Raw genomic sequence first — 12,007 nt, forward strand, 5'->3', positions numbered from 1 at the left:
CGCGTCTGCTCAGCCCGCCTGCTTGTTGTCGAGATCGAGCAGCCCGCGCGCCTCGAGCTCATCGCGCACCATGCGCTTCGGGATCTTGCCATAGCCGGACTTCGGCAAGGCCTCCCAGAAGAAGAACCGCTTCGGCATCTTGTAGCGCGGCACCTTCGGCAGGAGGAACGCCGCCATCTCGGCTTCGCTCACCGGCTTCTCGCCTTCGCGCGCGACGCAGACGGCGACGCCGACCTCGCCCCAGGTCGCATCGGGCACGCCGAGCACGGCGACCTCGCCGACCGCGGGATGCGTCAAGATCTTCTCCTCGATCTCGCGCGGATAGATATTGGAGCCCCCGGAGATGTACATGTCGGAGGCGCGTCCCGTGATGTAGACGAACCCCTCCTCGTCCATGTGGCCGAGGTCGCCGGTGCGGAACCAGCCGTTGCGGAACGCCTTCGCATTGGCCTCGGGGTTGTCGTAGTAGCCGGCGAGCACGGCAGGCCCGATCACGCAGATCTCGCCGCTCTGGTTGGCGGCCAGCTCGCGGCCCTCGTCGTCCTGGATCGAGACCTGCATGGCCGTGCGCTCGAAGCCGCAGGTGCCGATCTTCGCATAGGGCCCGTCCTCGGGATCATGCAGCGCCGCCGGCAGCACGGTGATGTTGCCGGTGACCTCGCCGAGGCCGAAATACTGCACGATGACCTTGCCGAGCTTCTTCAGCGCAGCCTTCTGGTCCTCGCGGTACATCGGCGCGCCGGCATAGATCACGTGACGCAGCGAGGAATGGTCGTATTTGTCGGCGGCGGGATGCTCGACCATCATCTTCAGGATCGTCGGCACCGTGAAGAGATTGCTGACCCGATGCGCTTCGATCAGGCGGAACGCTTCGTCGATGTCGAATTTCTCCGTCGGCAGCAGCACGGTGCACACGCCGCGCGCGGTCTGCACCAGCTGATGCACGCCGGCGCCATGCGACAGCGGCGCCACCACCAGCGACGCATCCGCTTCCGTGACGCCGGGGGTGAGATCGGCGAGATGGTTGGTGACGACAAAACCCATCTGGCCGTGGGTCAGCACCGCGGCCTTGGAGCGGCCGGTGGTGCCGGAGGTGAAGAAGAACCAGCAGGGATCGTCGTGCTCGACGGCGACGTTCGCAACGCTTGCACCGGCCTGCGAGGCGATGGCTTCCGCCACCGAGCGCTCGCCGAACGAGCTCTTGCCGTCGACGCTCCAGGTGAACTCCAGCGCACCGCCCTTCACGGCTGCAGCGTGCTCGGGAAAATCGACGTGGCACAGGAACGCCTTCGCGCCGGAGGCCTCCGCGAGATAGGTGACTTCATCCGGCATCAGACGGAAATTGGTGGGCACCCAGACCGCACCGAGCCGGAACGCGGCGAACATCGAGAGGAACATCTCGTCGCCGTTCTTGGAATGGACGAGGATGCGGTCGCCCTTGGCGATGCCGCGCGCGGCCAGTGCGGCGGCCAGCGCCGAGACCTGCGCATCGATCTCGCGCCAGGTCCAGGATTTGTCACCCCAGACGAAACCAGGACGCGACCCATGCCGCCGCGCATTCTGGGTCAGCATGTGAGCGAGATTCATGACGCGGCGGGACATGCGCAGGGGCTGCATCGGGCTTCCTCTTCGACGGCGGACGGCGCACGAGCCGTCCGCTCCTTGCAGCCCATTTATCGCCATCGAACGCGGCGTAGCAAGGCCGCCGGTCGCGCATCTGCCCTACGGCTGCTTGAACGCAAACGGCGTCGCCGTGATGGCCTTCTCCTTCCAGCAGGCCTGCGCACCGAAACCGCCGCAATAGCTGCCGTGCAGATCGAAGCGAATGGTGCGCGCTGCGCCACGCTTCATCGGCGGCGGCAAAATCCTGTAGCTGCGGACATAGCCGTCGAACACGGGGCGCACGCTGCCATCGGGCAGAGTCACCAGGACGTTCATGACGCAGCCGCCGGTTCCGCAATAGGTGGTCTCGCGCTCGCCGCATTTGGTGTCGCGAAAATCGACGATGTAGTCCTCACGGCCATCCCCGGTCAGGTCGATCTTGCGCACGGTGTCCAGCGCGAAGGTCACCAGCCCACCATCCTGGCCGTCGCATTCCTCATTGGCGTAGCGCAATGCCGTCTGCACGGCGGGCGGATAATCGGAGGGATTGAACGGTTTTGCATCATCGGCGCGCGCAGCGGTGGCGAGCAGTGTGAGCAGGAGGATCAGATATCGCATTCGCGTTTGTCGCCGGCGCAGCCGCGACCGTTCAGGGAATTTTAAACATGATCGGCGCAACCTCAGCCAGTTCTCGCGTACAGAGTGCCGCATCATGGTCAAAGCGCCCGCCTTCCTCCTGTTGTCGCTGGCGCTCGCCGGATGTGCCGTGGCGCCTCAGGCGCACCTCTCCGCCGACCCCGCCTTCAAGCCTGCGCGCTATGCCTGGGACGGCGCCGGCGAGGATCCCAACCAGCCACGTTCCGGGGCTCCGCGTGCCGCACGCGCCGACGCCGGCTCCGAGCGCAACAGGTCGCAGGCCGGACTTCAGCCCTATTCGAAGGAATGGTGGCAGGCCCAGGACGGCACCGAGGCCGAGCAGGACGCCAAGGTCACCCGCTCCCTCGTCATCTGCCAGGGTTGCCTCCGCCCGCAGCCGCAATCTGAAGATTCCAGGCTCGCCAAAGCGACCGATTGAACCGAGCGGCCGCTTCATCGGTCTACAGAGATACGCGCTGACGCCGGCCGCTGCGGCCCTGCGGTCGCACGTCATATCTCAGGGACATTTCATGCTCACCCGTCGGACCTTCGTCGCCGCCTCTCTGCTTGCCACCGCCTCCCCGGCATTCGCCGTGATGCCTGTCTCCGGCGACCCCGTCGCGATCCTGACCGCCATCTACACGCGCGCGGCCAAAGGCAAAGGTGATGGCGGCGGCGCCTTCGTCATCGAGAACAAGGCGGCCAAAACAAAATATCTCTCCAGGGCGCTGGTCGCGCTGTGGGCCAAGGCGGATGCGCATACGCCGAAGGGCGATGTCGGGCCGGTCGATTTCGATCCCGTCACCAACTCGCAGGAACCGGACGTGAAATCCTTCAAGGTTGACGCGGAGAAGGTGGAGGCCGACAAGGCGACGATCGCGGTGACCCTCACCGGCCACCGCAACGACCGCAAACCCGCCGACCAGATCGTGCGCTATGACTTCGTGCGCGAGGCCAATAGCTGGCGGATCGACGACATCAAGGGCTCGCCCGACGGCGAGGCCTGGTCGATCCGCAAGATGCTGACGGACTCGTTGAAGACCTGACGGGAGACACCATGAGCGACGTCATCGACAACAAGGGCGATCATCGCTTCGAGCTGGAGGTGGAGGGCCATCTCGCGACCGAACACTACAAGCTCGACGGCAACGTCATCACCTTCGAGCATACCGACGTCCCGAAGGAGCTCGGTGGCAAGGGCGTCGGCTCGAAGCTGGTGCAAGGCGCGCTCGATCAGGTCCGCGCGGCCGGCTTGAAACTGATCCCACAATGTCCGTTCGTGAAGGCGTGGATCGAGAAACATCCGGAGTATGCGGATTTGGTGAAGAGTTAAGCGAGCGCAGGCCCACCGTGCGCGCGGCGGGCCTGCTCAAATCCACCGCCTATTGCCCATGCTTCAGCATATCCTGGTCACTCAGATTCCAGTCCTGCCACAGCTGGAGCACGCCGAGGATCACCGCCACCGCTCCCAGACTGGTATGGTAGATCCGGAGAAAACCTTCGCCGGAATAACCGAACACATAGGGCGAGACGATGAGCCAGAGCCCGACCAGGATCGTCGCCACCTCCTGCCAGCGCTGCAATGCGACATATTCAAGCTGGCTGAGGCCGAATACCACGAGGCCGATCGCGACGGTGTTCAGGACCATCACCTGGCGTTCGATGACCGGCGCGTGATCCTGGATGGGGAACCACGGCGACGCGACAATCAGCGCACCGAGCAGCATCCCGCACCAATCTTCCCACGTTCGATGAGTCTTGAAGAAACTAAAGTCCGACATCGTACCCTCCTGCAAAAGAGGCATACGTCGGCGGCTGGCAATCATGACACTCCGAACGTCTAGCGACCTTGCCGGCCGCATTCGAGCGTATGTCCTGAACAACACTTGGGGAACCGGTGCACGATTGCAAGACTGACCAGCGTTTTTTGCAAGCAAAACAGCGAGCCAATTATCGCTCTCGCGTGAGCGCCCCGAGCTTCTGCAGTGCATCATGGGCGGACGGCAGGCCCGGACGCAATTCCAGCGCCTTCCGGAAATCGGCAATCGCGCCCTGCCTGTCGCCGAGCCGCATCCTGGCCTGTCCGCGATTGTTCCAGGAGAACGCGTCGGAGGGATCGTATTGCAGCGCCTTGTCGTAATCGGCGATGCCACCCTTGTGGTCGCCCTGGAAGAGCCGGATCAGGCCGCGATTGCGCCAGCCGCGCGCGTCGGTCGGCGCGAGGCGGATCGCCTCGCCGTAGTCGGCGGCGGCCCGGTCGAGCTGCTCGCTGTCGCGGTAGACATTGCCGCGGTCGATATAGGCGATCAGATCCGGTGCCAGCTTGATCCGCATGCTGTAGTCGGCGAGCGCATGCGCCGTGTCGTGCTTGCGGGCGTAGACAAAGCCGCGGTTGGCGTAGGCGGTGACATAGTTGGGATCGCGCTCGATTGCCGCGTCGAAATCGGCAATGGCGCCGTCGAGGTCGCCCTTGTTGAAACGGGAATCCCCGCGGTTGCTGTAGGCCAGCGCCAGCGACGGATCCAGCTTGATGGCCTGGTCGTATTCGGCGATGGCACGATCATAGTCGCGCTTGAAGCTGTAGACGCGGCCGCGATTGTTGTAGGCGCAGGCATAGCCGGGATCGAGCCGGACCGCCTCGTCGAGATCGGACAACGCGGCGTCGAGCTCGCGTTTCTCGGTGAGCCCATGGCCGCGATGGCAATAGACACCGGCGAGCCTCTGCCCGCTCTCGCTCCTGGTATCGATCACCGCCGAGCAGCCTTTGATGCGCTCGTCCGGCGTACTGGCCAGCCCGACGCAGGCCTCCCAGGCCGGACCGCCTTCGGCCGCAGCCGACACCGGCGCGGTCGAGGCGAGCGCCGCGAGCAGCGCCATGAGCCTGAACGGGACACGCATTTTCCGGATATCTCCCCTGCGGCAACCTCCCTTGGTCGCACCTTGGCAAGGGCCGGTTCAGGCGCCTAGATCAGAGAACACGCAGCGCTTCGAAGGGATCTGGCATGGCGGTACGGGACAACAAGGACAGGAGTCGCTTCGAGCTCGATGCGGGCAACGAAATCGCCTTCGCCAATTACCGGCTGACGCCGTCGGCCGTGATCATCACTCATACCGAGACGCCGCGCGCGCTACGCGGCCGCGGCATTGCATCCGAGCTGGTCAAGGGCGCGCTGGACTTGATCCGCCGTGACGGCAAGAAAGTGATCGCCGGCTGCGGCTTCGTCGTCGACTATCTCGACAGGCATCCGGAGGAAGCTGACCTCGTCGCCTGAATGCAAAAGGGGCCCGCGAGATCGCAGGCCCCCCTGGCTTACGACCGAGCAATCGGTCAGTGCTTGATCTCCGGCGGCAGCTTGCCGCCATTGGCGGCGAGCTTGGACATCACCTGCTTGTGCAGCCAGACGTTCATGCTCGCCGAGTCGTTCATGTCACCGCTGTAGCCGAGTTCCTTGGCGAGGTCTTTACGCGCGGCAAGGCTGGAGTCGATGTCGAGCGCCTTCATGAGGTCGACGATCGAGGTGCGCCATTCCAGCTTCTCCTTCTGGGCGGCGACCAGCTTGTCGACGATGGCCGCAACGTCCACGGTTGCCATCGGCGCGGCAGCAGGCGCCGATCCGCCCGGCGCGGCGCTGGCGGGCGCGCTACCCGAGGGTGCGCCACCTGCGGGTGCGGCGGAAGCCGGATGGCTGCCGAAGATCGCGCCCATGATTTTCCCGAAAATGCTCATGTCTTCTCCCCGAAAAGGATCCGTTGGAAGGGCCTTGAGTGCCACTTATAGACGAAGTTACTGCGTTACGCCCGCGAAGTTCTGCGAACCGACAACCAGCATCAGCTTATCTGCGGCGAAATGACGACCGAATGACATCGTTGAGGTTGCGGTGCGGCATCGAATCTCAACCAAGCGTGTGGGACAGGACTCGGAAATGGGCGTACGCTCCACTTTCAGCTCGCGATGACGTCCGGAATTCGCGTCTGGCCGGAATCGCGAAACTCAGAAGAGCGGCCGCTTGCGCCGTTGCCGGCGCCGAATTCGGCTGCATGGCAAGGGAGCTAGCGACCATGGCCACACTCTACCCGGGCAATGTCCCCACTGTGGCCCAGACCGCGGATGCGGCTGGACCGGTGATCCGAACCATCCAACTGTCCGATCTGCACGACGCGCTCAGGCGCGGCTGGGAAGATTTCAAGGCGGTGCCGAGCCACGCCATCATCCTCTGCGTGATCTATCCGGTACTGGGCCTCGTGCTCGCCCGCGTGGTGATGGGCCATTCGGTGTTGCCGCTGTTGTTCCCGCTGGCCGCAGGCTTCGCGCTGATCGGCCCGTTCGCCGCGCTCGGTCTCTATGAGCTCTCCAGCCGGCGCGAACGTTATGAGGAGGCCAGCGCCTGGGATGCCATGGAGGTGCTGCGCTCGCCTTCGTTCGGCGCCATGCTCGGTCTCGGCACCCTGCTGCTCGCTCTGTTCGTGACCTGGGTTGCGACCGCTCAGGCGATCTATGTCGCGGCGTTCGGTTATGAGGGCGTGACCGGGATCTCTGATTTCATGACGCGCGTGCTGACCACCCAGCAAGGCTGGTGGCTGATCGTGGTCGGCTGCGGCACCGGCTTCCTGTTTGCGCTTGCCGCGCTCTGCATCAGCGCCGTGTCGTTTCCCTTGATGCTCGACCGCCATGCCGGCGCGTTCGAGGCGATGGTGACGTCGCTACGCGTCGTCGCCAAGAACCCGGTGCCGATGGCGGCCTGGGGCCTGATCGTGGCGGTGCTGCTGGCGCTCGGTACGATTCCGGCGTTCCTTGGCCTTGCCGTGGTGATCCCCCTGCTCGGCCATGCCACCTGGCACCTCTACCGCAAGGTGATCGTCTCGGAGCCCGGTGCACGTCCGGTGCCGCCACCGCCGCATCGCCCGCGCAAGCCGGCCGCCGACTTCCCCGCCAACCTCTTCCCCTGGCGCAATCGGACGGACGCCTGACGATATCGTGACACGCGATCCTGCCCGGGCTCGGCTCGGGCAGGATCGCGCGCTGTCATACGCCTTGCTTTGGCCGCGGTTACAATCGAAATTGCGTTAGATCACTTCACGGAATCCATTTCATCTGATGACCCCGACGATTTCTCGTCTCGCTCTCGCAGCCCTCGCCCTCTCCGCGTCAATCCTAACCGCCCAGCCAACCCTCGCCGCTGTTGCCTGCGGCTCGGGCAATTTCGATGCCTGGCTCGCGGACTTCAAAGCCGACGCCACGGCCAAGGGCGTCTCGCAGCAGGCTGTTGCCGCCGGGCTTGCCGGCGTGACACTCGATCAGAGCGTGCTCAACCGGGACCGCTCGCAAAAAGTCTTCACCCAGAGCTTCGAGGAGTTCTCCGGCCGCATGGTGCCGCCGCGCATGCAGCGCGGCTCCAACATGATGAAGCAGTACGGCTCGGTGCTGTCCCGCATCGAACAGACCTATGGCGTGCCCGGCGAGGTGCTGGTCGCGATCTGGGGTCTCGAGACCGATTTCGGCGTCAACACCGGCAAGTTCGCCACCATCCGCTCGCTGGCAACGCTGGCCTATGATTGCCGCCGCTCCGAACAGTTTCGTGCCGAACTGCTGGATGCGCTGCGCATCGTCCAGCGCGGCGACCTCGCCCCCGCCGACATGAAGGGCGCATGGGCGGGCGAGCTCGGCCAGACCCAGTTCATGCCGTCGTCCTGGATGAAATACGCCGTCGATTTCGACGGCAATGGCAAGCGCGACCTCTTGCACAACGCGCCCGACGTGCTCGCCTCCACCGCCAATTATCTCGCCGGCTACGGCTGGCAGCGCGGCAAGGATTGGCAGCCGGGCAGTCCGAATTTTGCGGTATTGCAGCAGTGGAACAAGAGCGAAGTCTACTCCAAGACCGTCGCCTATTTCGCGACCCAGCTCGCCCGCGCCCCTTAAATAGCGCCCGAGAGGACGCGTAGGGCCGATCGCCCGGCGATCGGCCCTCTCTTGGTGCGTTTACTTACCCATGGTGGCGTTCATCGCCTTGTTCAGGTGCGCGCCGCACACACCCATTTTGCCGTTGAGCAGCGCGTCCTGCGCAGCCGCGATCTCCTTCTGCGCCACGAACTTGCTGTCGCCGTCCGCCATGTTCTCGATCGCAGTCTCCGTCTTCTCCAGATTGGCCGAGCTGCAACCGCCCATGGCGTGCTTGGCGGCCTGAGCCGGCGCGACGGCGAACGCGACGGCGGCAATTGCGATAACCCCGAGTAACTTCGTCATGATGTTACTTTCCTTCTCTTCTTCTTGGGACAGAGCCAGCGACATTGCCGGAATCTGCGACATGACTTTTCTCCGGGCGCGGCAACTTGCCGCAATAAATTTCTCGCGAGAATTGCGTGATGTTGCGCGCAGCGCAGAGGCACCATGCGAAGTTTCTGATTTTCATTACACCCTCGTAATGAACGCCACACGTTCGGCGTGTGTGCACCGCACCAACGAGGCGGTTGCGGTCTGAAATGCGTCAGGATGAGTTTCGGCAGGCTCCTTGCCCGCTCGTCTGGCGATACGCCAGCCCAGAGCGAGTCGGATCGCCCGGACCCGGTCGCGTGGCATCTTTCATATAAATGAACTTAAATTCATATTTATAGTTCCACCATCATGCGATTCGCGCATGCGAGACTTGGGCGCAGACGCTGACTGATCGCCTTGAGAACAGTTGGAACCCTACCTATTTCCATTTCACCGGTAACGAGATTGTTTGCAGTAAACCCGTGAATTCACGGTGATTTATGGCAAAGCATTCGCTATTTCGCCTACCCTTTGGGCGAGAGTGCTCCCGGGTTAATCGTCCGTTACCGCCGCCATGCACCTTGCGCTTAGCTGCATCGCAACATCGGAACTTTCGCACTGCACCACTCTCACCTATATTCATTTCAACGATGAGGCCCGGGCAAGGGCTGAATCGAACTACAGGAGACTACCAATGCTGCTCTCGCTCATCCGCATGATCCAGGCTTTCCGGGACTATCAGCGCAATGTTGCCGAGCTGTCCCAGCTCAGCGATCGCGAACTGGCCGACATCGGCCTCGATCGCTCGGACATCCCGCGCGTTGCCGCCGGTCAGTATCAGGGCTGATTTCGTTCAGCCCTTCACCGGACGAACCGATAGCGCCCGCCTCGTGCGGGCGTTGTCGTTTCTGATGGCAGAAAACTCCATCTCGGCGATTCCACTGACCGCCGAAAAGCGCTACCTGTCCGCCCCATGACAGGACCCCAATCCAACATTGTGCACGTGATCGGCGCCGGCCTTGCCGGTTCCGAAGCCGCCTGGCAGGTCGCCAAATCCGGCGTGCCCGTGGTGCTGCACGAGATGCGGCCGGACCGCATGACCGAGGCGCACCGCACTGATGGGCTCGCCGAGCTCGTCTGCTCCAATTCGTTCCGCTCGGACGACGCCGCCAACAACGCCGTCGGCCTGCTGCACGCTGAAATGCGCCGGCTCGGCTCGCTGATCATGCGCGCGGCCGACGCCAACCAAGTGCCCGCCGGCGGCGCGCTCGCGGTCGACCGCGACGGCTTCTCGGCGGCCGTCACAAAGGCGCTCAACGACCACCCCCTGATCGAGATCGCCCGCGGCGAGGTTTCAGGCCTGCCACCGGCCGACTGGAGCAACGTCATCGTTGCGACCGGCCCCCTCACCTCCGCCCCACTCGCCGACGCCATTCGCGAGCTTACCGACGAGAACGCGCTCGCCTTCTTCGACGCGATCGCGCCGATCGTGCATCGCGAGTCCATCGACATGTCGGTGGCCTGGTTCCAGTCGCGCTATGACAAGGTCGGCCCCGGCGGCACCGGCGCCGACTACATCAACTGCCCCATGACCAAGGAGCAGTATGACGGCTTCGTCGCCGCGCTGATCGCTGGCGAGAAGACCGAGTTCAAGGAATGGGAGACCAACACGCCCTATTTCGACGGCTGCCTGCCGATCGAGGTGATGGCGGAGCGCGGCCCCGAGACGTTGCGCCACGGCCCGATGAAGCCGGTCGGCCTCACCAATCCGCACGATCCCGCCACGAAGGCCTACGCCATCGTGCAGCTGCGCCAGGACAACAAGCTCGGCACGCTGTACAACATCGTCGGCTTCCAGACGAAGCTGAAATACGGCGAGCAGCAGCGCATCTTCCGCAGCATTCCGGGGCTGGAGAAGGCCGAATTCGCCCGCCTCGGCGGCCTGCATCGCAACACCTTCCTCAATTCGCCAAAGCTGCTCGACGGCCAGCTGCGCCTGCGCGCGCAGCCGCGGCTGCGCTTCGCCGGTCAGATGACCGGTTGCGAGGGCTACGTGGAATCCGCCAGCGTCGGCCTGATCGCCGGTCTCTATGCGGCAGCGGATGCGCGCGGCGAGACGCTGGCGAGCCCGCCTGCTACGACGGCACTGGGTTCGCTGCTCGGTCACATCACCGGCGGGCATATCGAGACCATCGAGCCCGGTACGCGCTCGTTCCAGCCGATGAACATCAATTTCGGCCTGTTCCCGCCGCTTGCGAATGCTCCGACGAAGAAGCCCGACGGCACCCGCCTCCGCGGCAACGAGAAAACGGTGGCCAAGAAACAGGCGATGAGCGCGCTGGCGCTCGCCGATCTCGATCGCTGGATCGCCGATCATCTGCGCATCGCAACAGCCGCGTGAGTTTTCGATGAGTCTTCCCAAAGACGACGCCGCAACTCTGTCGGCGCGCTGGACCGAGGGCGTGCTGCTCAAGCGCGACGTGTTCTCGACCGTCGAGCGCGGCCGCTTCCGCGGCGACAGCGGCGAGGTCGACGCCGTGCTGCGCCGGCTCGACGAAGTGCCGTGGTGGTCCTTCGTGCTGGCGCGTCATCTGTTCGCCCGCGAGAAGCATGCGCTGGCCCTCGCCAAGGGGCTGAACGTCGGCCCTGAGCTACTCTGGGCCGGACGCCGCGCGCTTGTCCGCGGCTTCGTGGACGGCGTCGCGCTGCATCTTGCCAAGCCGCATGGCGACCTCGCCTATTTCCGCTCGGCCAAGGCGGCGCTACGCCGGCTGCGCCGTGCCGGCATCTGCCACAACGATCTCGCCAAGGAGCAGAACTGGCTGGTCGGCCGCGACGGCCGCGCCTACGTGACCGACTTCCAGCTCGCGGCCTGCTTCAACCGACGTGGCCGGCTCTACCGCATCCTCGCCTACGAGGACCTTCGGCATCTGCTCAAGCACAAGCGTTCCTACGCACCCGAGGCGCTGACGCCACGCGAGCGAAAAATCCTGGCGAAGAAGTCATTCGCCGCCAGCCTGTGGCTCGCGACCGGCAAGAAGGTCTATCGCGCGATCACGCGCGGCCTGTTCAACTTCACCGACCGCGAGGGTGGCGGCCGCCGGCTGGTCAACGACGCGCCGGTGCTGGCCGAGCTGATCCGCAAGAACCCGGCCGTGCGCGACACCGCCATCGTCGCCTTCGCCGACCGCCGCTCCGGCGTCGGGCTCTATGCCTTCGTCGAGGCCGATCAGGCCACGCTTGAAGGCGAGCTTCGCAGCGAACTTTCGGCCGCCAAGGGTCCAAAGCCGCCGGAGCACATCCAGGTCGTACACGCGCTGCCCCGCGATACCAGCGGCAAGCCGCGGACCGAGATCCTGCAACTGGTCGCCATGAACCAGCTCGACCTGATCGAGCCGATGATGAAGAACGACCAGGACCGTGCCTTCCTCAAGGACATCCTGGAACAGCGGAAGAACCTGCGGGACCGTTTCAACTTCGAGGCCGACCTGTCGGCGAGCTGACGGGGTGCTCGCG

15 protein-coding genes are annotated in these 12,007 nt (G+C 64.5%); 9 read left to right on the forward strand and 6 right to left on the reverse strand.

The genetic code is table 11. The features are described 5' to 3' along the window. Nucleotides 1-9: 9 nt before the first annotated feature. Together AB7008_RS27200 and AB7008_RS27205 are read right to left on the reverse strand one after the other, a co-directional pair. Nucleotides 10-1,617 carry an acyl-CoA synthetase gene (locus tag AB7008_RS27200; protein ID WP_304489920.1) on the reverse strand — a complete coding sequence of 536 codons (1,608 nt, stop codon included), beginning with the start codon at nt 1,615-1,617 and terminating at the stop codon, nt 10-12. 105 nt (nt 1,618-1,722) lie between these two features. Further along, the gene (locus AB7008_RS27205) at nt 1,723-2,220 is read right to left on the reverse strand and encodes a hypothetical protein (protein ID WP_304489921.1); all 498 of its coding nucleotides are present in this window, start codon (nt 2,218-2,220) and stop codon (nt 1,723-1,725) included. Between the two features lie 94 nt (nt 2,221-2,314). Between AB7008_RS27205 and AB7008_RS27210 the strand changes: the two genes are divergently transcribed. The 3 genes from AB7008_RS27210 (at nt 2,315) to AB7008_RS27220 (ending at nt 3,571) form a co-directional block, all read left to right on the forward strand. Next, nucleotides 2,315-2,677, forward strand: coding sequence for a hypothetical protein (locus tag AB7008_RS27210; protein ID WP_248877714.1), 363 nt, complete (start codon nt 2,315-2,317; stop codon nt 2,675-2,677). 91 nt (nt 2,678-2,768) lie between these two features. Continuing rightward, complete coding sequence (locus tag AB7008_RS27215; RefSeq protein ID WP_304489922.1) at nt 2,769-3,284, forward strand: DUF3828 domain-containing protein; 516 nt, start codon at nt 2,769-2,771, stop codon at nt 3,282-3,284. Nucleotides 3,285-3,295: 11 nt separating this feature from the next. After that, complete coding sequence (locus tag AB7008_RS27220) at nt 3,296-3,571, forward strand: GNAT family N-acetyltransferase (protein WP_304489923.1); 276 nt, start codon at nt 3,296-3,298, stop codon at nt 3,569-3,571. A gap of 49 nt (nt 3,572-3,620) precedes the next feature. Here AB7008_RS27220 and AB7008_RS27225 read toward each other — a convergent pair whose 3' ends face one another. Next, entirely contained in the window at nt 3,621-4,019 is a 399-nt protein-coding gene (locus AB7008_RS27225) for an SPW repeat protein (protein WP_028156135.1), read from the reverse strand. A gap of 169 nt (nt 4,020-4,188) precedes the next feature. Beyond that, a complete protein-coding gene (locus tag AB7008_RS27230; protein WP_304489925.1) occupies nt 4,189-5,136 on the reverse strand; it encodes a tetratricopeptide repeat protein in 948 nt (315 codons plus the stop codon). Between the two features lie 104 nt (nt 5,137-5,240). Here AB7008_RS27230 and AB7008_RS27235 point away from each other — a divergent pair, with 104 nt between their 5' ends. Then, a complete protein-coding gene (locus tag AB7008_RS27235; protein ID WP_014495087.1) occupies nt 5,241-5,510 on the forward strand; it encodes a GNAT family N-acetyltransferase in 270 nt (89 codons plus the stop codon). Between the two features lie 56 nt (nt 5,511-5,566). Here the strand turns inward: AB7008_RS27235 and AB7008_RS27240 are convergent, their stop codons facing one another. Next, entirely contained in the window at nt 5,567-5,965 is a 399-nt protein-coding gene (locus AB7008_RS27240; protein WP_028156132.1) for a DUF3597 domain-containing protein, read from the reverse strand. Between the two features lie 332 nt (nt 5,966-6,297). Between AB7008_RS27240 and AB7008_RS27245 the strand changes: the two genes are divergently transcribed. Together AB7008_RS27245 and AB7008_RS27250 are read left to right on the forward strand one after the other, a co-directional pair. Then, entirely contained in the window at nt 6,298-7,206 is a 909-nt protein-coding gene (locus AB7008_RS27245) for a DUF2189 domain-containing protein (RefSeq protein ID WP_028156131.1), read from the forward strand. 127 nt (nt 7,207-7,333) lie between these two features. After that, the gene (locus tag AB7008_RS27250; protein WP_028156130.1) at nt 7,334-8,158 is read left to right on the forward strand and encodes a lytic murein transglycosylase; all 825 of its coding nucleotides are present in this window, start codon (nt 7,334-7,336) and stop codon (nt 8,156-8,158) included. A 60-nt stretch (nt 8,159-8,218) separates the two neighbouring features. Here AB7008_RS27250 and AB7008_RS27255 read toward each other — a convergent pair whose 3' ends face one another. Continuing rightward, on the reverse strand, nt 8,219-8,545 hold the full coding sequence (locus tag AB7008_RS27255; RefSeq protein ID WP_014495083.1) for a hypothetical protein: 327 nt from the start codon (nt 8,543-8,545) through the stop codon (nt 8,219-8,221). Between the two features lie 640 nt (nt 8,546-9,185). On the opposite strand from AB7008_RS27255, the gene AB7008_RS27260 reads away from it, so the two are divergent. The 3 genes from AB7008_RS27260 (at nt 9,186) to AB7008_RS27270 (ending at nt 11,994) form a co-directional block, all read left to right on the forward strand. Then, complete coding sequence (locus AB7008_RS27260; RefSeq protein ID WP_007590701.1) at nt 9,186-9,338, forward strand: DUF1127 domain-containing protein; 153 nt, start codon at nt 9,186-9,188, stop codon at nt 9,336-9,338. 126 nt (nt 9,339-9,464) lie between these two features. Next, nucleotides 9,465-10,892 carry a methylenetetrahydrofolate--tRNA-(uracil(54)-C(5))-methyltransferase (FADH(2)-oxidizing) TrmFO gene (gene trmFO / locus AB7008_RS27265; protein WP_248877717.1) on the forward strand — a complete coding sequence of 476 codons (1,428 nt, stop codon included), beginning with the start codon at nt 9,465-9,467 and terminating at the stop codon, nt 10,890-10,892. Nucleotides 10,893-10,899: 7 nt separating this feature from the next. After that, nucleotides 10,900-11,994, forward strand: coding sequence for an AMP-binding enzyme (locus AB7008_RS27270; RefSeq protein WP_248877718.1), 1,095 nt, complete (start codon nt 10,900-10,902; stop codon nt 11,992-11,994). The last annotated feature ends 13 nt before the right edge of the window (nt 11,995-12,007 follow it).

The sequence above is a fragment of the Bradyrhizobium sp. 521_C7_N1_3 genome (assembly GCF_052075975.1).
Classification (GTDB): Bacteria; Pseudomonadota; Alphaproteobacteria; order Rhizobiales; family Xanthobacteraceae; genus Bradyrhizobium; species Bradyrhizobium japonicum.